At 72.2% G+C, this 20,712-nt stretch carries 18 protein-coding genes; 9 read left to right on the top strand and 9 right to left on the bottom strand.

Features of this window, described 5'->3' with window-relative positions; translation table 11 throughout:
- The first annotated feature begins 13 nt into the window (after nucleotides 1–13).
- The 6 genes from AB0E96_RS02335 (at nucleotide 14) to AB0E96_RS02310 (ending at nucleotide 6,952) form a co-directional block, all read left to right on the top strand.
- Nucleotides 14–2,464: a DNA topoisomerase IV subunit A gene (locus tag AB0E96_RS02335; RefSeq protein ID WP_359817488.1), complete on the top strand. Its 2,451-nt coding sequence runs from the start codon at nucleotides 14–16 to the stop codon at nucleotides 2,462–2,464.
- 190 nt (nucleotides 2,465–2,654) lie between these two features.
- Nucleotides 2,655–2,948 carry a type VII secretion target gene (locus tag AB0E96_RS02330; protein ID WP_359817486.1) on the top strand — a complete coding sequence of 98 codons (294 nt, stop codon included), beginning with the start codon at nucleotides 2,655–2,657 and terminating at the stop codon, nucleotides 2,946–2,948.
- A gap of 29 nt (nucleotides 2,949–2,977) precedes the next feature.
- Entirely contained in the window at nucleotides 2,978–4,243 is a 1,266-nt protein-coding gene (locus tag AB0E96_RS02325; RefSeq protein ID WP_359817484.1) for a hypothetical protein, read from the top strand.
- Nucleotides 4,244–4,255: 12 nt separating this feature from the next.
- A complete protein-coding gene (locus AB0E96_RS02320) occupies nucleotides 4,256–5,272 on the top strand; it encodes a hypothetical protein (protein ID WP_359817482.1) in 1,017 nt (338 codons plus the stop codon).
- The gene (locus tag AB0E96_RS02315) at nucleotides 5,269–6,012 is read left to right on the top strand and encodes a hypothetical protein (protein ID WP_359817480.1); all 744 of its coding nucleotides are present in this window, start codon (nucleotides 5,269–5,271) and stop codon (nucleotides 6,010–6,012) included. Before AB0E96_RS02320 ends, AB0E96_RS02315 begins: the two co-directional genes overlap by 4 nt.
- Before the next feature lie 37 nt (nucleotides 6,013–6,049).
- On the top strand, nucleotides 6,050–6,952 hold the full coding sequence (locus AB0E96_RS02310; RefSeq protein ID WP_359817478.1) for a sucrase ferredoxin: 903 nt from the start codon (nucleotides 6,050–6,052) through the stop codon (nucleotides 6,950–6,952).
- A gap of 70 nt (nucleotides 6,953–7,022) precedes the next feature.
- Here the strand turns inward: AB0E96_RS02310 and AB0E96_RS02305 are convergent, their stop codons facing one another.
- From AB0E96_RS02305 to AB0E96_RS02295, 3 genes are read right to left on the bottom strand one after another with little or no spacing between them, the layout of a single operon-like run.
- Nucleotides 7,023–8,084 carry an ABC transporter substrate-binding protein gene (locus AB0E96_RS02305; RefSeq protein WP_359817476.1) on the bottom strand — a complete coding sequence of 354 codons (1,062 nt, stop codon included), beginning with the start codon at nucleotides 8,082–8,084 and terminating at the stop codon, nucleotides 7,023–7,025.
- 40 nt (nucleotides 8,085–8,124) lie between these two features.
- A complete protein-coding gene (locus tag AB0E96_RS02300; protein WP_359817515.1) occupies nucleotides 8,125–9,003 on the bottom strand; it encodes an ABC transporter permease in 879 nt (292 codons plus the stop codon).
- Nucleotides 9,004–9,043: 40 nt separating this feature from the next.
- A complete protein-coding gene (locus tag AB0E96_RS02295) occupies nucleotides 9,044–9,853 on the bottom strand; it encodes an ABC transporter ATP-binding protein (protein ID WP_359817474.1) in 810 nt (269 codons plus the stop codon).
- A gap of 248 nt (nucleotides 9,854–10,101) precedes the next feature.
- Between AB0E96_RS02295 and AB0E96_RS02290 the strand changes: the two genes are divergently transcribed.
- Entirely contained in the window at nucleotides 10,102–11,697 is a 1,596-nt protein-coding gene (locus tag AB0E96_RS02290; RefSeq protein WP_359817472.1) for a sensor histidine kinase, read from the top strand.
- Nucleotides 11,697–12,383: a response regulator gene (locus AB0E96_RS02285; RefSeq protein WP_359817470.1), complete on the top strand. Its 687-nt coding sequence runs from the start codon at nucleotides 11,697–11,699 to the stop codon at nucleotides 12,381–12,383. Before AB0E96_RS02290 ends, AB0E96_RS02285 begins: the two co-directional genes overlap by 1 nt.
- Before the next feature lie 132 nt (nucleotides 12,384–12,515).
- On the opposite strand, the gene AB0E96_RS02280 is transcribed toward AB0E96_RS02285, so the two are convergent.
- The 6 genes from AB0E96_RS02280 to AB0E96_RS02255 all read right to left on the bottom strand — a co-directional run bounded on the left by AB0E96_RS02280 (nucleotide 12,516) and on the right by AB0E96_RS02255 (nucleotide 19,761).
- Entirely contained in the window at nucleotides 12,516–14,288 is a 1,773-nt protein-coding gene (locus AB0E96_RS02280) for a cation acetate symporter (RefSeq protein ID WP_359817468.1), read from the bottom strand.
- Nucleotides 14,285–14,716, bottom strand: a complete 432-nt coding sequence (locus AB0E96_RS02275; protein WP_359817467.1) for a DUF485 domain-containing protein — start codon at nucleotides 14,714–14,716, stop codon at nucleotides 14,285–14,287. The genes AB0E96_RS02280 and AB0E96_RS02275 overlap by 4 nt, the downstream gene beginning before the upstream one ends.
- A gap of 320 nt (nucleotides 14,717–15,036) precedes the next feature.
- Nucleotides 15,037–15,762, bottom strand: a complete 726-nt coding sequence (locus tag AB0E96_RS02270; protein ID WP_359817465.1) for a response regulator transcription factor — start codon at nucleotides 15,760–15,762, stop codon at nucleotides 15,037–15,039.
- Entirely contained in the window at nucleotides 15,759–16,892 is a 1,134-nt protein-coding gene (locus tag AB0E96_RS02265; RefSeq protein ID WP_359817513.1) for a histidine kinase, read from the bottom strand. The genes AB0E96_RS02270 and AB0E96_RS02265 overlap by 4 nt, the downstream gene beginning before the upstream one ends.
- Before the next feature lie 93 nt (nucleotides 16,893–16,985).
- The gene (locus AB0E96_RS02260) at nucleotides 16,986–17,471 is read right to left on the bottom strand and encodes a DUF1453 domain-containing protein (protein WP_359817463.1); all 486 of its coding nucleotides are present in this window, start codon (nucleotides 17,469–17,471) and stop codon (nucleotides 16,986–16,988) included.
- Nucleotides 17,472–17,649: 178 nt separating this feature from the next.
- Nucleotides 17,650–19,761 carry a DNA topoisomerase IV subunit B gene (locus tag AB0E96_RS02255; RefSeq protein WP_359817461.1) on the bottom strand — a complete coding sequence of 704 codons (2,112 nt, stop codon included), beginning with the start codon at nucleotides 19,759–19,761 and terminating at the stop codon, nucleotides 17,650–17,652.
- A gap of 538 nt (nucleotides 19,762–20,299) precedes the next feature.
- On the opposite strand from AB0E96_RS02255, the gene AB0E96_RS02250 reads away from it, so the two are divergent.
- Nucleotides 20,300–20,530, top strand: coding sequence for a hypothetical protein (locus AB0E96_RS02250; RefSeq protein WP_355269382.1), 231 nt, complete (start codon nucleotides 20,300–20,302; stop codon nucleotides 20,528–20,530).
- Nucleotides 20,531–20,712: the final 182 nt, after the last annotated feature.

Here is a 20,712-nt window from a genome sequence, read left to right as displayed (position 1 = left end):
GAGCCCCGCCGCGATGGCCCGCCGCAGTTCGCAGACCCCGCCGCCCGGAGACTTCGAGGAGCGGATCCTCGACGTCGACGTCGTGGACGAGATGCAGGGCTCCTTCCTGGAGTACGCCTACTCGGTGATCTACTCGCGTGCGCTGCCCGACGCACGGGACGGCCTGAAGCCGGTGCACCGCCGGATCCTGTACCAGGCCAACGAGATGGGCCTGCGCCCGGAGCGCGCGCACGTCAAGTGCGCCCGCGTGGTGGGCGAGGTGATGGGCCGGCTGCACCCGCACGGCGACGCGTCCATCTACGACTCGGTCGTGCGCATGGCGCAGCCGTTCTCGATGCGGCTGCCGCTGATCGACGGGCACGGCAACTTCGGTTCGCTGGGCAACGACGACCCGCCGGCCGCGATGCGCTACACCGAGTCGCGGCTGACGGCCGCCTCGATGGCGATGGTGGAGTCGATCCACGAGGACACCGTCGACTTCGGCCCCAACTACGACGGCAGCGAGCAGGAGCCGCTGGCGCTGCCGGCCGCGTTCCCGAACCTGCTGGTGAACGGCGCGACGGGCATCGCGGTGGGCATGGCGACGAACATGCCGCCGCACAACCTGTCCGAGGTGGTGGCCGCGGCCCGGCACCTGATCAAGCACCCCAACGCGGACCTGGACACGCTGATGCGGTTCGTGCCCGGTCCGGACCTGCCGACCGGCGGGCGGATCGTGGGCCTGTCGGGCATCCGGGACGCGTACGAGTCCGGCCGCGGCACGTTCAAGATCCGGGCGACCACGACGGTGGAGGCGGTGACGGCCCGCCGCAAGGGCATCGTGGTCACCGAGCTGCCGTACAACGTCGGCCCGGAGAAGGTCATCTCGAAGATCAAGGACCTGGTCAACGCGAAGAAGCTCCAGGGCATCGCGGACGTCAAGGACCTGACCGACCGCGAGCACGGGCTGCGCCTGGTCATCGAGGTGAAGAACGGCTTCGTGCCGGAGGCGCTGCTGGAGCAGCTGTACAAGCTGACGCCGATGGAGGAGACCTTCGGCATCAACAACGTGGCGCTCGTGGACGGGCAGCCGCTGACACTGGGGCTCAAGGAGCTGCTGGAGGTCTACGTCGACCACCGCTTCACCGTGGTGCGCCGGCGCAGCGACTTCCGCCGCCGCAAGCGCGAGGAGCGCCTGCACCTCGTCGAGGGCCTGCTGGTGGCCCTGCTCGACATCGACGAGGTCATCGCGATCATCCGGTCGAGTGACAACGCGCAGCAGGCGAAGGAACGCCTGATGGAGCACTTCTCGCTGTCGGAGACGCAGACCGCGTACATCCTGGACACCCCGCTGCGGCGGCTGACCCGCTTCGACCGGGTGGAGCTGGAGCAGGAGAAGGAGAAGCTGACCTCGGAGATCGCGGACCTGACCGAGATCCTGGAGTCGGACACCAAGCTGCGCAGCGTCGTGTCCTCCGAACTGGGCGCGGTGTCCAAGCAGTTCGGCACCGAGCGGCGCACGGTGCTGCTGGAGGCCGGCGCGGTGCCCTCGGCGGCGCTGTCGGTGCCCCTGGAGGTCGCGGACGACCCGTGCCGGGTGCTGCTGTCCTCGACGGGGCTGCTGGCGCGGACGGCGGACGGCGAACCGTTCGAGGTGTCCGACAAGCGAGCGAAGCACGACGTGATCGTGTCGGCGGTGCACGCGACGGCCCGGGCGGACGTGGGCGTGGTGACGTCCGCGGGCCGGGTGCTGCGACTGCCGGTGATCGACCTGCCGGCACTGCCGCCGACGCCGTCGCCGACGCTCGCGGGCGGGGCCGCCGTGGGCGAGTTCCTGCGGCTGGAGGACGGGGAGCGGGTCCTGGCGCTGACCACCCTGGACGAGTCCTCGCCGGGCCTGGCGCTGGGCACCGTGCAGGGCGTGGTGAAGCGGGTGGTGCCGGAGTGGCCCGCGAACAAGGACGAGTTCGAGGTGATCGCCCTCAAGGAGGGTGACGAGCTGGTGGGCGCGGTCGAACTGCGCACCGGCGAGGAGGACCTGGTCTTCGTCACCTCGGACGCCCAGCTGCTGCGCTACCCGGCGGGCCAGGTCCGCCCGCAGGGCCGCCCGGCGGGCGGCATGGCGGGCATCAAGCTGTCGGACGGCGCGCGGGTGCTGTCCTTCACCGCGGTGGACCCGGCGGCCGACGCGGTGGTGGTCTCGGTGGCCACGGCCTCCGGCACGCTGTCCGGCGGCGAGCAGACCTCCTGGAAGGTCACCCCGTTCGAGCAGTACCCGCGCAAGGGCCGCGCCACCGGCGGCGTGCGCTGCCAGCGCTTCCTGCGCGGCGAGGACGCCCTGGTCTTCGCCTGGGTCGGCGCCGCCCCGGCCCGCGCCGCCACCGCCAAGGGCGCCCCGGTCGACCTGCCCGAGCGCGACCCGCGCCGCGACGGCTCCGGCACCCCGGTCACCACCCCGCTCGCGGTGGTCGCCGGCCCGGCGTAACGGCTCCCGCCTGAGCGGAGGGGCACCGGACACCGTCCGGTGCCCCTCCGCTTTTTCGTGCCCGTCCGACCGGGAATGCGGAGGAGCGATCCCCAATTCCCGGGCACCGCCGGAACTTTGCCCACCCATGGGTTAGGTTCACCGAACAGGTGCTCCAACGCGGCATCACCATCCTTGGGGGGACGGGGAGTTGGACGATCAATTCAAGATCGACATGGACCGGATGAGAACGGTGTCCAAACAGCTCGACGAATGCGGCACCCGCATGGGGGCGGTTGCCGAGAGCCTCGAGAACCTCGGCAAGGGCAAACAGCTGGGCACCGCACGGCTCGACGCGGCGTGCAAGGGCTTCGAGGACCACTGGCACGGCGGCATCGGCCGGATGGCCAAGCTCGCCCACGGCCTGCGCGAGGGCCTGGACGCAACGCTCAAGAACTACGGGGAGAACGAGCAGGGCACCGCCAAGGGATTCGGCGCGACCTGAGCCGACCAGCAGGGGACTGACTTTCCACCATGAGTGACAGGAACTGGCCGGGCCTCGGCTTCTGCCCGGCCCCGGGGGACCTCCCGGCCATCGCCAAGATGTACACGGACGTCGACGCCGTCGCCCGCGAACTGGAGGAACTGCGGCACGCCCTCGCCGACCTCGGCTCCGAGGGCAGCGCCTGGCAGGGCGAAGCCGCCCGCAACTTCGCCGGCAAGCTCGGCGAACTGCCCAAGTACCTCACCCAGGGCCACGAATCGATGGCCGCCTGCTCCCGGGCCCTCAAGGCCTGGCACACCCAGCTCACCGGGCTGCTCGCCTCCGGCCGGACGATGGAGGCCCAGGCCGTCGAACTCCGCTCCCGACTGAGCGACATGAACGTCCAGTGCGACGCCGCGGGCAAGTCCCTCGACGCCTCCGCGCAGTCCACCGACACGGCGGCCCAGGCGAAGGCCAAGGCCGACTTCGAGGCCAAACTCCAGGCCCAGCAGCAACTCGTGCACCAGCTGGACGAACTGGTCGCGAACGGCCACAAACAGCTGGCGGACCACAAGACCAAGGCCGAGGCGGCCGCCAGGGCCATCATGGAGGCCTCCCGGCACCACCCGCCGGACCCGAGCTTCCTCAAGCGGATGCTGGACAAGGTGGAGCACGCGTGGCAGAAGTCGGTGGACTTCCTGGTCGAGCATGCGGACGACCTGTCCAAGATCTCGGCCGGGCTGGCGATCGCGGCACTGGTGGTCCCCGGGATCGGCCCGGTGCTGGGTGCCGCAGCCGTGCTGACCAGCGCTGCCGCGGTGGCCGGACACTGGGTCGGCAAGAACCGCGGTATGGACATTTCCTGGGCGAAAATCGGACTGGACGGGCTCGGCGTGATCCCCGGTTGGGGCGCCATCAAGGGCTTCGCCACCGCCGGCAAATCGATCACGAAGGTCCAGGGCGTCGGAGTCGTCAACAAGGTCATCAAGGCGCCGATCAGGAACCTCAAGACCTCAGTGGCGGCCGAAGGGGCCGGTGCCGCCGAACGCACCTCGGCCGCCGGTGCGGGCCTGCTGGAGAAGACCGCGAATCCCATATCGACCAACGCCATCGTCGGCGGGCTCAAGAAGGCGGCGGGCATCGAGGTGGATCCCCGCGTGGTGACGATCACGAACAAGGCAGGCGGGATCGCCAACGGCTTCTACCAGGACGAGCAGAAGGAGAAGGCCCGGGAGTCACACATCGAGGCCCCGGGACCGCTTCCGAAGACCCTGTACCGACCGGCGCCCGCGCCGTTCCTGAACGCCGTCGGCTGAGAGGAGAGACCCATGGCCAAGGACCTTCATGTGACCCTCCCCGTCTCGGGCGGTCAGCTCGCCGCCATGCCCGAGGTGGCCGAGGCGGCACGGCGGGCCGAGACACTTTACGGCGTCACGCTGCTGAACGACGACGTGGCCCGCAACGTGGTGATCAAGCACATGCGGAAGCAGGGGCAGCAGGACTGGCACGGCGAGGCTGCCGCCCTCCTCGTCATCGGTGGAATCGTGGTCTCCCTGGTCACCGGCAACTGGGCAGCAGCGATTCTCGGGGTTCCGACCGGAATCGCATTGTGGTTGCGGGGCATGAACCACAGCTCGGTGAAGAACAGCGCCTCCGTACACTTCACCGCGTACATCGGTCTGCTGACCCAGGCCCGGCGTGCCGGGCTGAGGTTCCAGATTCCCACCGAGTGGGGAGCCGACGCTGATCGGGCTTCGTGGGAGCAGGGCGCTGCGGCCGCTCCGCAAACACCAGCCGCCCCTGCCTCGTACCCCTCCGCTGCACCCCCGCCCACCGCTCCCACACAGCCCGGCTCGTGGTGGCCGACAGACGCCGTCATCGACCCGAAGCTTCCGGTGCTGCCGACCGCCGCACTCACGCGCCACTGGGCACTGGCCGGCCGGGCACATGAGATCGGCGCTCCGTACGGCCTTGACTTCCTCAACGAGGAGGCCGTCCGGGGACTGCTCACCACCCTGCGGCGCTGCCGTCACTGGCACCTCGCGTGGAGGTCGGTCTCGATCCTGGCTCTGATCACGGCCGTGACCGTCTTCTCCATCGGCCACGATCCCTCTCACATCGAGCGCGCCCAACAGTTCCAATCGGCCGCCATCGGACTGATGGCCATCGCTGTGTGCGCGGCCCTGCCGGCTCTGAAGTCGTACCGGACCTGGCACCGTTCCGGAATGCACGACCGCGCCAACGCCTACCTCGACCTGCTCATCGAAGCCCGCGCGTACGGAGTCCCGGTCCCCGTCCCGCCGTCCTGGCTGGACGTCCGCAACCGGATCCGCAAGCCGTCATGACCTCCGGAGAAGGCCCGATGTCCGGCATCCCGACGGCCTCCGCAGACGCCCGGCTCCAGATCCGCTTCGTCGTCCCGCCCGCCTTTCACGAGATCCCGGTGCTGGGCACCGCCGACGAGGTGGCCGAGGAGCTCTGGGAGCTGGTCTGCGAGGTGCTGGCCTCCCGGTCCGAGGAGCCGCGGCTGCGCTGGGCGGTGGCGCTGGCCGAGCTGATCCCGTCGATGGCCGAGGCCGGGGTGATCCACGCCGGGATGTGTCTGGTGGACGTGGACGGACGTCCGAGCACGGCCACGATCACGGCCACGGTGTGCCCCCTGGTCGGTACGGACTACCCGGGTGCCGTCGACTTCCTGCTCACCCGGCTGGCCCGGTCCCGTCCGGAGGCGGAGGTGACGGCGGTCGAGCTGCCCGCCGGGCGGGCGGTCGCGGTGATCGACGCCGTGGCGACCGCGCTGGAGGACGGGACGGCCCCGTTGGACGGCCTGTCGCTGTCGCTCGTCGACGGGGTGCTGACCACTTCGGTGATCCAGGTGCACCTGCCGCTGCCGAACGAGGTCGAGTTGCTCTCGCTGGAGCTGAGCACTCCCTGCCCGGAGGACTGGGAGCTGTACTCGGAGCTGTTCGCGGACGTCGTCCGCAGCATCCACCTGGAGTTCGCCGACCTCCCGACCCTCTCCGCGCCGATGTACGACACGGTGGACGAGGAGATGGCCCAACGGGTGAAGGCCGCGTTCGGATGATCGGGTGGGGTGATCGGCCGAGGGTAGCCTTGCCGGGGTGAGCACTTGTGCGACCGTGTCGCGTGAACTTTCGGAGCCGCTGACCGCGACGGCCGCGGTGGCGGCCACCTGGCTGCTGGTGGAGCAGAACGGGCCGTGGGGCGCGAAGGCGCTGGGCGAGAGCCATCTGGACGCGGAGGTCGGGCGGGCGCTGGAGGCGGCCGTGGCCGGGACGGGCGTACGCGTGGCGCTGATCAGGCGGCCCGGGCGGCACGCCGACTGTCTGCCGACCGCGCGCCACGAGGTGCTGGTGGCGCACACGGTGCCGGCCCGCGGCTGGGTGCGCCGGGCGGCGGTGGCGGATCCGGCGGAGCTGCTGGGGCTGGACTTCGGGGCGCTGGGCGCCGGTGACCACACCGGTTTCGGGGCGGAGCACGTCGGCGGCCCGGTGGCCCTGGTGTGCACCAACGGCCGGCGGGACCGCTGCTGCGCGTTGCTGGGCCGCCCGCTCGCCGCGGAGCTGGCGGCGGCCGGGCACAGCGAGGTGTGGGAGGTGACCCACCTGGGCGGGCACCGCTTCTCCCCCACGATGCTGGTGCTGCCGTACGGCTACGCGTACGGGCGGCTGACGCCGGAGACCGCCAAGGAGGTGCTGGCGGCGACGGCGGCCGGGCACACGGTGCCGGAGTGGTCGCGCGGCTGCTCCGGCTGGGAGCGGCCGGGGCAGGCGGCCGAGCACGCGGTGCGGCTGGCCACCGGCGAGACCGGGGTGGACGTGCTGACGCTCGTCCAGCGGCCGGACGGCGAGGGCCGCTGGCTGGTGACGGTGCTGCACCGGGACGGGCGGTCCTGGGAGGTGGACGTGATCGAGTCGGTGAGCGAGCCGGCCCGTCCGGAGAGCTGCGGCAAGGCGGCGGGGACGCCGTCGCGGATGGACGTGCTGTCGGTCCGGGGGCTCTGAACCCGCGGGCCGGGGACGGCGGCCCCGCGCCCGTGGGGGTGGGCGCGGGACCGTCGGCGCGCGGGGCCGCTCAGCCCGCGGCCTTGGCGACGAACTCCGTGGTGTACGTCTTCGCCAGGTCGATCGACCCCTCCTTGCCCTTCACGTCCGGGTGGAAGGCTGCGAGCACCGAGAGCACGGTCTTCGGCCCGTCGGCCGGCATCACGCCGTCCGTGGTGAACATCGGCAGGGTCGCCTTGATCGCCGCCGCGTACTGCTCGGCGCCGCCCTGCGCGTAGTCGGCGGGCATCTTCGCGGCGATCTCCTCGGGGCTGTGGGTGGACATCCACTTCAGGGTCTTCACGAAGGCGTCGGCGAGCTTCTGGGTGGTGTCCCGGTTCTTCTCCACCCAGTCGGTGTTCATGTACAGCGACGAGGACGGGTACAGCCCGCCGAGCGCCGCGCGCGAGCCCTCGGGGGTGCGCATGTCGTAGAGGACCTTGCCGAGGCCCTTGTCCAGGACGGCGGCGACGGTCGGGTCGGTGGTCATCCCGGCGTCGATGCTGCCCTGCTGGAGCGCGGCGATGAAGGTCTGACCGGCGCCGACCGCGATCGGGCTGAACTCGCTGACGGCGGTGCCGTTCTTGACCGCGAGGTACTTGGTGAGGAAGTCGGTCGAGGAGCCGATGCTGGTGACGCCGAGCTTCTTCCCCTTGAAGTCGGCGCCGGACGCGATCGCGTCGGCCTGCTTGGTGGAGACCACCTCGACCTCCCCGGGCGCCTGGGCGAACTGCACCACGGATTCGACCTTCTTGCCCTTGGCCTGGAGGTCGATGGTGTGGTCGTAGAAGCCGACGGCGCCCTGGACGTCGCCGGCGAGCAGCGCGGTGGTGGCGTTGACGCCGGCCGGCTCGGTCATCAGCTCGACGTTGACGCCGGACTCGGCGAAGTAGCCGAGCCGCTGGGTGAGCATCGCGGGCAGGTAGATGACCTTGTCCAGACCGCCGACCATGATCTTGACCTTGGGCCCGTCGACCTGCTGCCCGGCGGGGGCGGCCACCGCGCCGTGGCCGGCGGTGGCGGCGTCGTTGGCACAAGCGGAGAGCGGGAGGAGCAGGACGGCGGCGAGGGCGGCCGCGGCTGTTCTGCGCATGGGTGGGGGCCTCTCTTCTCGGTACTGGCGGGGGGGGAGTTCAGCGGCCGTCGCCCGCGTCGGCGGGCTTCCAGCGGAACAGCTTCTTCTCGGCGAAGGTCAGCAGCCCCTCGGTGAGCAGCGCGACGACGGCGAGGATGGTCATGGCCGCGTACACGCCGGCCGCGTTGAACGTGCCCTGGGCTGCCGCGACGAGCAGGCCGAGGCCCTTGGTGGCGCCGATGTACTCGCCGACGATGGCGCCGATCAACGCGAAGCCGAAGCTGACGTGCAGGCTGGTGAAGATCCAGGTGGTGGCGGCGGGGATGACCACCTGGAGGGTGACCTTGCGGTTGTCGGCGCCCAGGATGCGGGCGTTGGCGACGAGGTTGCGGTCCACCTCGCGGGCGCCCTGGAAGGCGTTGAAGAACACCGGGAAGAACACCAGCACCACCGCGGAGGCGACCTTGGAGGCCGGGCCCAGGCCGAACCAGATCAGGAAGATCGGCGCGAGCACGATCCGCGGGATGGCGTTGAGCACCTTGATGTACGGCCCGAACACGTCGGCCAGGAAGCGGATCCGGCCGAGCGCGATGCCCAGCAGCACACCGCCGACGACGCCGATCACCCAGCCGGTGAGGGCCTCGTAGAGGGTGTAGCCGATCTGCTCGCCGAGCGAGCCCTGCGCGGTGCCGTGGGTGATCCACTGCCAGATCTGGTCCCAGATCCTCGACGGCTGGGAGAAGTTGAACGGGTCGATGACATCCGTACGGGCACAGACCTCCCAGAGCCCGAGGAAGGCGACCAGCACCGCGACCCGGGCGCCGTGGACGCCCAGCCTCCGGTTGCGGGCGGCCCGTTCGCGGGCCTCGGTCCTCGTCGGGACGGCCCCCGGCTTCCCGGCGCCGTCCCGTGCTGACGCCGGCGCGGCGCCGGGCACGGAACCGGCTCCGGACTCGGACTCGGACTCGGACGTGGTCTCAAGCGGCACGACCCGCTCCTCTCTCCCGGGTGATGCGCACCTCTTCGCCGAGCGAGGCCCAGATCTCGCGGTACAGCTCGACGAACCTCGGTTCCAGCCGGACGGCCTCCACGGTGCGCGGGCGCGGCAGGTCCACGGTGAAGACCTCCTTGACGGTGGCCGGGCCGGCCGTCATGACGACGACCCGGTCGGCGAGCGCGATGGCCTCGTCCAGGTCGTGGGTGACGAAGACGACGGAGGAGCCGGTGCCGGCCCACAGCTCCAGCAGCTGGTCCGACATCAGGGCCCGGGTCTGCACGTCCAGCGCCGAGAACGGCTCGTCCATCAGCAGGATCGCCGGGTCGTTGACGAAGGTCTGGGCGAGCGCGACGCGCTTGCGCATGCCGCCGGACAGCTGGTGCGGGTAGCGGTCCTCGAAGGCGGCCAGGCCGACCCGGCCGAGCCAGTCCCGGGCCCGCTCCCTGGCCTCCGCCGCGGGAACGCCCCGGAAACGCGGACCGGCCATCACGTTGGACAGCACGGTGCGCCACGGGAAGACGGCGTCCTGCTGGAAGACGAACCCGACCTTGGGGTCGATCCCGCGCACGGGCTCGCCGTACACCAGGACCTCGCCCTCGGTGGGCTCCTCCAGGCCGCTGACCAGGGTCAGCGTGGTGGACTTGCCGCAGCCGGTGGGCCCGACGACGGCGACGAACTCGCCTTGGGCGACGGTCAGATCGAGGTCGCGGACGGCGGTGTGCAGCGCCCCCGAAGGGGTGCGGAACCGTTTCGTCGCGCCGGTCAGCTCGATCGCCGGGGTAGTACTCATACCGATCCTCCCGGGTCTGTGCCTGCCCCGGAAAGGTAGGAGCGGGCCCGGCCCCGGCGGGAGCCTTCTCCGCGTAGTGCGACTTCTCCGCATAGAGGGGTGTTCTGCTCGTTCTGCTTCCGCTACAACTGCGGGGACGCGGCTGACGGAAACCCGGCGGAAACATAGGGTTTCCCGACCCCCGCCCTTCCCGCCCCCACCTGTCCCGCCCCACCGAACCACCCCGCAGCCGCCGAGAGGAGGCCCGGATGAAGCGCTCCCGCCGGCCCCGCCGGGTCTTCGCCCAACTGCTGCTGAGCCAGACCGTCGTCACCGTCGGTGTCACCGCCGTGACGGCCGGGCTGTTCCTCGCCCCGGTCAGCAGCGAGCTGGACCACGACGCGATGCAGCGGGCGCTGTCGATCGCCCAGGCCACCGCCACCGACGAGAGCATCGCCCGGGCCGCCGCCGGCCGGGACGTGGTGGCCGCCCAGCGCAACGCCGAGCAGATCCGGCTGGCCACCGGCGCCAGCTTCGTGGTGGTCACCGACCTGGACGGCATCCGGCTCTCGCACACCGACCCGGGCCGGATCGGCCAGCGGGTCAGCACCGACCCGGAGCCCGCCCTCAGCGGCCGCAGCGTCACCGCCATCCAGCAGGGCACCCTGGGCCGCACCGCCCGCGGCAAGGTGCCGCTGCGGACGGCGGACGGCCGGATCGTCGGCGAGGTCTCGGTCGGCATCAGCGACGACTCGATCCGCCGCCGGCTCCTGAAGATGCTCACCGGCATCCTGCTGTGCGCGGGCGCCGGCCTGGCCGCCGGGACGCTCGCCACCCTCCTCCTGGCCCGCCGGCTCAAACGCCGCACCCACAACATCGCGCTGGCCGACATCTCGGCGCTGTTGGTGGAGCGGGAGGCGATGCTGCACGGCATCCGCGAGGGCATGGTGGCGCTGGACGAACACGGCCGGATCCGGCTGGCGAACGACGAGGCGCTGCGGCTGCTCGGCCTGCCCGAGGACTGCACCGGCCGCCCGATCGGCGCGGTGCTGCCCCCGGGCCGGCTGGCGGACGTGCTCGCCGGGCGGATCGCCGGCTCCGACCTGCCGGCCGTCCGGGACGACCGGGTGCTGGTGGTGAACCGGACGGCCACGCCCGAGGGCGGAGCGGTGGTGACCCTTCGGGACCGCACCGAACTGGAGTCGCTGGTCCGCGAGCTGGACACCACCCGCAGCCTGACCGAGGCGCTGCGGGCCCAGGACCACGAGCACGCCAACCGGATGCACACCCTGCTGGGCCTGCTGGAGCTGGGCCGTCACGAGCAGGCGGTGGCGTTCATCTCGGAGCAGTCCGGCTCGCACGCCGTGGTCGCCGCGCGGATCGCCGAGCAGGTCCAGGACCCGCACGTGGCGGCGCTGCTGGCGGGCAAGAGCGCGGTGGCCGGCGAGCGCGGGGTGCGGCTGGCGCTGGCCCCGGCGGCCCACCTGCCGGACGCGGTGGTGGACACCCGGGCCCTGGTGACGGTGCTCGGCAACCTGATCGACAACGCGGTGGACGCACTGGCGGCCGGCGGCGGGGGCCGGGTGGAGGTGAGCCTGGCGGCGGCCGGTGCGACCCTGCTGCTGCAGGTCGCGGACAGCGGCCCGGGCGTGCCGGAGGAGCTGCGCGAGCAGGTCTTCGAAGAGGGGTGGACCAGCAAGGACGCGCCCGCGCACCGTCCGCGCGGGCTGGGGCTCGCGATGGTGCGGCGGCTGGTCGAGCGGACCGGCGGCCGGATCGTGCTCGACGCCGGGCCGCTCGGCGGCGCCCGGTTCACCGTCGAGCTGCCCGAGGCCCTGCTCACCACTCAGCTCGCGGAGGCGTGATGATCGACGTACTCGTGGTGGACGACGACTTCCGGGTCGCGGACGTGCACGCCGCGTACGTGGCCAAGGTCCCGGGGTTCCGGGTGACCGGCACCGCGCACTCTGCCGGGGAGGCGCTGGCCGCCCTGGAGCGCCGACCGGTGGACCTGCTGCTGCTCGACCACCACCTGCCGGACGAGACCGGCCTGGCCCTGGTGCGACGGCTGCGGGACCGCCAGGTGGCCTGCGACGTGATGATGGTGACCGCCGCCCGGGACGTGTCGACGGTGCATGCCGCGATGCAGCACGGCGCGCTCCAGTACCTGGTCAAGCCGTTCACCTTCGCCGGGCTGCGGGACAAGCTGGTCGCGTACGCGCAGCTGCGGCACGCGCTCGCCGCCCCGGCCAGGGAGGCCGGCCAGGAGGAGGTGGACCGGCTGTTCGCGACCCTGCGCAGCGCCACCGCCCCGGCCGGGGCGCTCCCCAAGGGCCACTCGGCGCCCACCACCGACCTGGTGATGGGGGTGCTGCGCCGGGCCGGCCGACCGCTGTCCGCCCAGGAGGTCGCCGACGCCACCGGGCTGAGCCGCTCCACCGCCCAGCGCTACCTCAAGCAGCTGGAGCGGGACAGCCGGCTGCGGCTGACCCTGCGGTACGGCGACACCGGCCGCCCGGAGCACCGCTACGGGCTGGCGGCCCGGGCCTGAACGCCAGGACGCCTGAACGCCTGAGCGGCCGCCCGGGGACCGTCGGGCCCGAGTCCCCGGCTTCGGCCCGGCCCCGGACAGGGGGGAACCCCGGCGGCCCCAGGCCCGCCGGGGTTCCCCGGGCGCGACGGCTCAGGCCGCGCCCGCACCGGTCAGGGCACGTACCTCCAGCTCGGCGAACCGGTCCGGGTCGGCGGGCTCGGACGACGTGACCGTCCCGATCCAGCCCGCCAGGAAGCCGAGCGGGATGGAGACGATGCCCGGGTTCTCCAGCGGGAACCAGTGGAAGTCGAGGCCGGGGAAGAGCGCCTCGGCGGAACCGGACACCACCGGCGAGAAGAACACCAGCACGATCGCCGGGATCAGCCCGCCGTACACCGCCCAGACCGCGCCGCGGGCGGTGAACCGCGACCAGAACAGGCTGTACAGCAGCACCGGCAGGTTGGAGGAGGCGGCGACGGCGAAGGCCAGGCCGACCAGGAAGGCGACGTTCAGCTGCTGGGCGAAGAGGCTGATCACGATCGCCGTCGCACCGATCCCGGCGGCGGCGATCCGGGCGACCACCACCTCCTGCTGCTCGCTGACCTCGGACACCGGCTCCTCGGCCGCGCGGGAGGCCGGGACGCCCTCGCCCCGGCGGCGACGCCCCCGGGCGTCCTTCGCCGACTCGCGCCCGGGCCGGGCACGCCAGGCGCCGGCCCAGACGTCGTGGGCGAAGGCCGCCGAGGAGGCCAGCGTCAGTCCGGCGACCACGGCGAGGATGGTGGCGAAGGCGATCGCCGAGATCAGGGCGAACAGCACCACCCCGCCGGTGCTGCCGTTTCCGCCGCCGAGCACCAGGGCGAGCAGCGGAACCGCGGTGTTCCCGGCCGAGTTGGCACGGTGCACCTCGGCCGAGCCGATCAGCGCGGTGGCGCCGAGGCCGAGCACGATGGCCATCAGGTAGAAGCTGCCGACCAGGCCGATCGCCCACATCGTGGAGCGGCGGGCGGCTCGCGCGGTGGGCACGGTGTAGAAGCGGGACAGGATGTGCGGCAGGCCCGCGGTGCCGAGCACCAGGGCCAGGCCGAGGCTGACGAAGTCCAGTCGGCTGGTGAGGCTGCCGCCGTACTTGAGCCCGGGCTCCAGGTAGCGGTGCCCGGCGCCGCTGTGGTCGGCGGCCTGGCGCATCAGCTCGGCGAGGTCCCCGTGGAAGCGGACCACCAGCAGCACCGTCAGCAGGACCGAACCGCCGGTCAGCAGGAACGCCTTGATGATCTGGATCCAGGTGGTGGCCCGCATCCCGCCGATGGTGACGTAGACGATCATCAGGGCGCCGACCGCGATGATCGTCCAGGTGCGGGCGTGCGGGCTGCCGGTGCCGAGCAGCAGGGCGACCAGCGATCCGGCGCCGACCATCTGGGCCACCAGGTAGAGCAGGGTGACCACGACGCTGGCGCCGCCGGCCGCGGCGCGCACCTTGCGGCGGCGCAGCCGCAGCGCGAGCACGTCGGCGAGGGTGTACCGCCCGGCGTTGCGGACGAGTTCGGCGACCAGCATCAGCACGACCAGCCAGGCGACCAGGAAGCCGATGCTGTAGAGCACGCCGTCGTACCCGTAGAGCGCGATCAGCCCGGCGACGCCCAGGAAGGAGGCTGCGGAGAGGTAGTCCCCGGAGAGCGCGAAGCCGTTCTGCAGCGGGGTGAAGTCGCGGCCGCCGGCGAAGAAGTCCTCGGCGGCGTTGCCCTGGCGGCCGACCCAGAGGGTGACCCCGAGGGTGACCAGGACGACGACGGCGAACAGCGCGATGGCGAGCGAGTGGTGGTCGCCGGTGGGGGCGACCGGCGGCGGGGTGGCGGTCGACACCACGGTCCGCACGGCGGCCCGGGCCGCGTCGGTGGGCACGGTGAGCATCAGGGTCGTCATCGCAGTTGGTCCTGGGTGTCCCAGCGCAGACCCAGGGCGGCGCGGTCGCGCTTGGTCCTGGAGTTGCGGGCGTAGAGCCAGGTGAGCAGGAAGGTCGAGGCGAACTGCAGCAGCCCGAGCAGCCAGGCCACGTTGAGCGGGCCGGCCACCGTCCTGCGCATCAGGTCGGGGGCTCCGGCCTGGGCGGCGACGTACAGCAGGTACCAGGCGAGGAAGGCGCCGGTGATCGGGAAGACGAAGGTCCGGTAGCTGCGGCGGATCTGCCGGAACGTCTCGCTGACCTGGACCGCCCGGTAGACCTCGGTGCGGTCGGCGACCGGTTCCTCGTCGAGTGGCGCGGGCGGTGCGGCCGGGGCCGCGGCGTCGGCGGGGGTGCTCTGGGCGAACGGCTCGACGGCGGCCCCGTGGACCGGTGCGCCGACGGCCACTGACCCGGCGACGGCCTCTGTCGACTGGGCCGTACGGACGTGGTCCGTGCGGTCGGGGCCCGACTGCGCCGGTACCGCCGACCGGCGGTGCGCAGCCGATGGCTCGGCGGACTCAACGGGGGTACCGGCGGCCGCAGCGGCCCACCAGTCGAATTGCTGTCCCGGTCCGGGACTGCTCGTCTGCTGCTGTGGCACTGCTGCTCCTGGACGGCCGGATGTTCTGACCCGAACCATGATGGCGGCCCTAGGACAGCCCCCCTGACCATCGCAGATACGTTCACTCGATGAGGTGATCGATCATCCGACAGACACTCATCGGACTACTGCTGCGTCCTGGTGATTCCGTGTCGGAAGGCGTAGGCGACCGCCTGGGCCCGGTCCCGCACCGCGGTCTTGGCGAACAGATTGTTGATGTGGGTCTTCACCGTGGCCTGGCTGACGAACAGCCGTTGCGCGATCTCGGCGTTGGACAGCCCCTCGGCGATCAGCGCCAGCACCTCGGCCTCCCGCACGGTCAGCCCGTCCGGCAGCTCCCCCGGCCGGGCGACGGGCCGGCCGGCCACCGGACCGGAGCCTCCCGGCTGCTCCGAAAGCCTTTTCAGCAACCGAAGTTGGACCTGCGGGGAGAGCCCCGCGGCGCCCGACCGGACGTCCGCGATGGCCCTGGCGATCTCCTCGGCGCCCGCGTCCTTGGTGAGGTAGCCGCGCGCCCCGGCCTGGAGCGCCGGGAACAGCGAATCGTCGTCCGCGAAGGTGGTGAGCACCACGACCTCGGTCTCCGGGTGCGCCGCGCGGATCCGCCTCGTCGCCTCGACGCCGTCGCAGCGCGGCATCCGCAGATCCATCAGCACCACGTCCGGGTGATGACGCTCCACCAGGTCGACGGCCTCCTCCCCGTCCCCCGCGGCACCGACCACCTCGATGCCGGGCAGCAGCCCCAGCAGCATCACGATCCCCTCGCGCACCACCGTCTGGTCGTCCGCGACCAGCACCCTGGTCACCCCCGGGCCCGCCGTTCCGGCACCCGTCACTCCGGAACCCGTCATTCCGGCACCCGCAGCAGCACGCGCCACCCTCCGTCCTCCGGGCCCGCCACCAGCGTGCCGCCGAGCAGTTCCGCGCGTTCGCGCATTCCCAGCAGACCGTACCCGCTGCCGCTGGCGGCCAACTCCTCCGGCGACGACCCGCCCGCGGACGGGCCGCGCGGCGGGCGGGTGTTGCGCACCTCCAGCTCCACCGCCCCGTCCAGGTAGCGCAGTTCGACGGCGCAGCGGGCGCCGGGCGCGTGCTTGCGGACGTTGGTCACCGCCTCCTGCGCGGTGCGCCGCACCGCGAGGGCGGCCTCGGCGGCGAGCGGCCGGGGCGTCCCGGTGACGGTGAGCGCGGCCCGCTCCCGCCCGGTCAGCTCGACCAGGAAGTCCCCGACCGGGGTGAGCTCCCCGCGCAGCGCGGACAGCGCCTGCCGGGTCTCGGCCAGCCCGTCCTGCGCCATCCGCCGGGCGGCGACGACCCGTTCGCGGATCTGCCCGCGGTCCGTCCCGGCGTCCAGCATCAGCCGGGCCGCCTCCAGGTGGACGAGCTGCGCGGAGAGGCTGTGGGCGAGCACGTCGTGGATCTCCCGGGCGATCCTGGCCCGTTCGGCGAGCGCCGCGCTCTCCGCCTCGGCGGCCCGGGCGGCCCGCTCCTGGGCGAGCAGCCGGCGGGAGGTGCCGCGCGCCTCGATGTCCAGCCGCAGCAGGTAGCCGAGCAGGGAGATCCCACCGACGGTGGCCGCGATGCTGAGCCAGCTCGACGTGGTCACCGCCGTGTACGAGGCCAGTGAGACCGCCGCCGTGATCAGCGCGGGCGCGGGCGGCATCCGGACCAGGGCCATCACCGCCAGGCCGTACCAGAGCACGTCGGCGAGCAGGGTCGCCCGCCCGGCGTTGGCCAGCCAGGCGGCGCCGAGCACCGCGCCGGTCAGCAGGTATGCGGGCAGCGGGCGCTGCGCCCGGGTGGCGTGCAGCCAGGCCGCGCAGAACCCGAAGGCGGCGACCAGTCCGGCCACCGCGGACGCCTCCGCCCAGCCGGCGAACCGGCCGTCGGCCAGGGTCCCCCAGGTGACGGTGGCCACCAGGACGATCCGGCCGAGCACCGTGAGGGCCCGTCTCGGCCGGCTCTCGGCCTCGCGCTCCATCCCCTCGCGGGACGGCCAGCGGGTCCAGTACCACCCGGCCACGGGTGCCTCCTCGGTGCTCACGGCGGTCGATCAGGACGGTGCGGCGGCGGTTCAGTGCAGGACGGCCGTGGGCCCCGAGGGCTCCAGCGCCCGGGCCCTCCAGTTCACCACGAGCGAGCGGACCAGCAGCAGGACCGCCATGCCGAGCATCAGGGAGCTGCCGGACTGGTGGACGTGCAGTGCCGCACCGATCCCGAACAGGCCGATCCGGATGGCGATCATCCCGATCCAGGCGGCCACCGTGGCCTTGGTGCCCTTGGCCATGACCGAGCCGTCGGCGGCCCGCCAGAGGCGCACCGTCCAGCCCCAGACCGAACCCATCCCGAGCACCGCGACCAGCCCGGCGGCCAGTAGGGCCACCGACAGCGCGGTGTGCTGGTGGTCGATGATCTGCGGGTCCCGCAGCGCGAGCACGCCCAGTATCAGCGGCAGCAGCCAGAAGCGGCGCTCGGAGTCCAGGCGCTGCGCCCGCATCTGGCGCCGGGCGACCAGGACCAGCGCCGCGGCGACGACGAGCAGGTTGACGAAGGTGGTCATCGGAGGGCTCCGTTCCGAGGAGAGGGGTGTTGCCGACCTCTCCGACGCTACGGATCCGCCGGTTCCCGCTGATCGGAGCCGGGGTGGACCCCGGGTGGAACGCGAACGCGCGGGCCCTCCACCCGTGGGTGGAGGGCCCGCGCGGGCGGGGCGCCCCGGCCTGTGCGGGGCGCCCGCGTCAGGCGTCGATGCGGGAGCGGTCCAGGGTGGCCGCCGAGTCCACGATGAACTCCTTGCGCGGGGCGACGTCGTTGCCCATCAGCAGGTCGAAGATCTTCTCGGCCTGCTCCAGGTCGCCCAGGTTGATCCGGCGCAGCGTGCGGTGGCGCGGGTCCATGGTGGTCTCGGCCAGCTGGTCGGCGTCCATCTCGCCCAGGCCCTTGTAGCGCTGCACCGGGTCCTTCCAGCGCATGTTCTTGCGCTGGAACTCCAGGAGCGTGGAGCGCAGTTCGGCGTCGGAGTAGGTGTAGTGGTACTTCTCCTGGCCGCGCTTGGGGTTGGTGAGCTCGATCCGGTGCAGCGGGGGCACGGCGGCGAAGACCCGGCCCTGCTCGACCATCGGGCGCATGTAGCGGTGGAAGAGGGTGAGCAGCAGGGTGCGGATGTGCGAGCCGTCGACATCGGCGTCGGCCATGAAGATGACGCGGCCGTAGCGGGCCTGGTCGATGTCGAAGGTGCGGCCGGAGCCGGCCCCTATCACCTGGATGATCGCGGCGCACTCGGCGTTCTTGAGCATGTCGCTCACCGAGGCCTTCTGCACGTTGAGGATCTTGCCGCGGATCGGCAGCAGCGCCTGGAACTCGGAGTTGCGGGCGAGTTTGGCGGTGCCGAGCGCGGAGTCGCCCTCGACGATGAAGAGTTCGCTGCGGTCGACGTCGTCGCTGCGGCAGTCGGCCAGCTTGGCGGGCAGCGAGCTGGTCTCCAGCGCGGTCTTGCGGCGCTGGGCCTCCTTGTGCTGGCGGGCGGCGACCCGGGTGCGGGCGGCCGCGACGACCTTGTCCAGCACGGCCCGGGCCTGGAGCTTCTGGTCCTTCTTGGTCGAGGTGAGGAAGGCCTTGAGCTCCTTGGCGACGACGGCGGCGACGATCCGGTTGGCCGCCGAGGTGCCGAGCACCTCCTTGGTCTGGCCCTCGAACTGCGGCTCGGCGAGCCGGACGGTGACCACCGCGGTGAGGCCCTCGGTGGCGTCGTCCTTGGTGATGTCGTCCTCGGCGACGCGCAGCAGCTTGCCCGCCCGCAGCGCCTCGTTGACGGTCTTGGCCAGCGAGCGCTCGAAGCCGGTGACGTGGGTGCCGCCCTTGGGGGTGGCGATGATGTTGACGAAGGAGCGCAGGGTGGTGTCGTAGCCGGCGCCCCAGCGCAGCGCGATGTCCACCCCGAGGTGGCGCGTCACCTCGGTGGGGGTCATGTGGCCGAGGTCGTCCAGGACCGGCACGGTCTCCTTGAAGGTGCCCTCGCCGCGCAGCCGCAGCACGTCGCAGACCGGCTTGTCCGGGGCCAGGAACTCGCAGAACTCGGCGATGCCGCCGTCGTAGCGGAAGACCGACTCCTCGATCTTCTCGCTCTCGGTGAGCCGCTCGTCACGCACCACGATGGTCAGGCCGGGGACCAGGAAGGCGGTCTGCCGGGCGCGGCTGTGCAGCGTCTCCAGGGAGAGCCTGGCGTCCTTGAGGAAGATCTGCCGGTCGGCCCAGTAGCGGATCCGGGTGCCGGTGCGGGCCTTCGGCACCTTGCGCGTCCTGGTCAGGCCGTTGCCGGGCTCGAAGGGCGCGTCCGGGCTGGTCTCGGTGAAGATGCCGGGGGTGCCGCGGCGGAAGCTGATCGCGTGGGTGTGCCCACTGCGGTCGACCTCGACGTCGAGGCGGGCGGAGAGCGCGTTGACGACCGAGGCGCCGACGCCGTGCAGACCGCCGGAGGCCGCGTACGAGCCGCCACCGAACTTGCCGCCGGCGTGCAGCTTGGTCATCACGACCTCGACGCCGGACAGCCCGGTCTTGGGCTCGACGTCGACCGGGATGCCGCGCCCGTTGTCCCGGACCTCGACGGAGGAGTCGGGGTGCAGCACCACGTCGATGCGGTCGCAGTAGCCGCCGAGCGCCTCGTCGACGGAGTTGTCGATGATCTCCCAGAGGCAGTGCATCAGACCGCGGCTGTCGGTCGAGCCGATGTACATGCCGGGGCGCTTGCGGACCGCCTCCAGGCCCTCCAGGACGAGCAGGTGCCGCGCGGTGTAGTTGGAACCGTCGTCGCCGGCCAGCAGCGCGGACGGCACGGTCGTTTCGGCACTCACGCGGCACACTCCTCGGTGAAGATCTGTCTCATCGGTCACATCCGGACGCATCCGGACCAAACGCCAGTGCAGCACGCCGCACCGACATCCGTCGCCCTGCGTGCCCGAACCCCTGCGGTGGGTGCGCAGCACGACGGGCCGGTCCCGCGCAGCTTGTACGCGCTGCGCGAACAAGCACCGCACCCGGGTACGAGCCCCGGGGGCGCCATCTCCTCCCGGTACCACCGGTCCTGGCGGATCGTGGGGCCGGGCGCAGGCTCCGGAACTGCCGTTATGCAGGCTACCGGGGCCCGGGACGGGGCTTATGCTCCAACCCGGCAGAGGATTATGCTACGCGGACCTCGCACCCGATCCCGATCGGGCGTTCGAGCGACGGGCGGATCCCGGTTTCCGGCAGGCATGAACCACCGGCGCCCGGGGCACGTCCTCATCAACACAGCAGAATCCTCAGAGAAGAAAAGCCACGAGCGGGAACGTTTTCGGCCTGGTTGGATGTTGACCCTGGTACGACAGCTCGTCGAGCTAGAGAAGAGGCGACGTGACTACTGTTCTGACCCCTGCGAGCCCGCTCACCGCGGCTGACCGCTGCGACCGCTGCGGCGCCCAGGCCTACCTGCGCGTCGTACTCGCCAGCGGCGGAGAGCTGCTCTTCTGTGCCCACCACGGCCGGAAGTTCGAGCCCGAGCTCAAGAAGATCGCCGTGGAGATACAGGACGAGAGCGGCCGTCTCACCACGACCACCGCGACGGCCTCCGACGACGAGCGCTGATCCCGGGCACCAAGACCAGCAGACGGCTTCGAGCTGTGTCCGGTCGCGCACCGCGCGCGACCGGTGGGCCGGGCGAACGACCCCCTCGGGGCCGATCGCCCGGCTCTGCTGTACCCCGGCACGTACCCCGGCACGCTTTCCCGGGCCCGGCGAAGACCCGTCCGCCACAGCCGTCCCGGCCG

Origin of the sequence: Kitasatospora sp. NPDC036755 (assembly GCF_040636595.1) — a bacterium.
Taxonomy (GTDB): Bacteria; Actinomycetota; Actinomycetes; order Streptomycetales; family Streptomycetaceae; genus Kitasatospora.
The sequence above is the reverse complement of the archived record's forward strand: the minus strand, read 5'-3'. Positions and strand labels throughout refer to the sequence as shown.

Coding starts and splice junctions, on each gene's coding strand:
- AB0E96_RS02290 (WP_359817472.1), top strand. CDS start 10,102: ATGAAGCGCTCCCGCCGGCCCCGCCGGGTCTTCGCCCAACTGCTGCTG.
- AB0E96_RS02265 (WP_359817513.1), bottom strand. CDS start 16,892: ATGGAGCGCGAGGCCGAGAGCCGGCCGAGACGGGCCCTCACGGTGCTC.
- AB0E96_RS02305 (WP_359817476.1), bottom strand. CDS start 8,084: ATGCGCAGAACAGCCGCGGCCGCCCTCGCCGCCGTCCTGCTCCTCCCG.
- AB0E96_RS02295 (WP_359817474.1), bottom strand. CDS start 9,853: ATGAGTACTACCCCGGCGATCGAGCTGACCGGCGCGACGAAACGGTTC.
- AB0E96_RS02335 (WP_359817488.1), top strand. CDS start 14: ATGGCCCGCCGCAGTTCGCAGACCCCGCCGCCCGGAGACTTCGAGGAG.
- AB0E96_RS02285 (WP_359817470.1), top strand. CDS start 11,697: ATGATCGACGTACTCGTGGTGGACGACGACTTCCGGGTCGCGGACGTG.
- AB0E96_RS02260 (WP_359817463.1), bottom strand. CDS start 17,471: ATGACCACCTTCGTCAACCTGCTCGTCGTCGCCGCGGCGCTGGTCCTG.
- AB0E96_RS02270 (WP_359817465.1), bottom strand. CDS start 15,762: ATGACGGGTTCCGGAGTGACGGGTGCCGGAACGGCGGGCCCGGGGGTG.
- AB0E96_RS02325 (WP_359817484.1), top strand. CDS start 2,978: ATGAGTGACAGGAACTGGCCGGGCCTCGGCTTCTGCCCGGCCCCGGGG.
- AB0E96_RS02280 (WP_359817468.1), bottom strand. CDS start 14,288: ATGACGACCCTGATGCTCACCGTGCCCACCGACGCGGCCCGGGCCGCC.
- AB0E96_RS02320 (WP_359817482.1), top strand. CDS start 4,256: ATGGCCAAGGACCTTCATGTGACCCTCCCCGTCTCGGGCGGTCAGCTC.
- AB0E96_RS02315 (WP_359817480.1), top strand. CDS start 5,269: ATGACCTCCGGAGAAGGCCCGATGTCCGGCATCCCGACGGCCTCCGCA.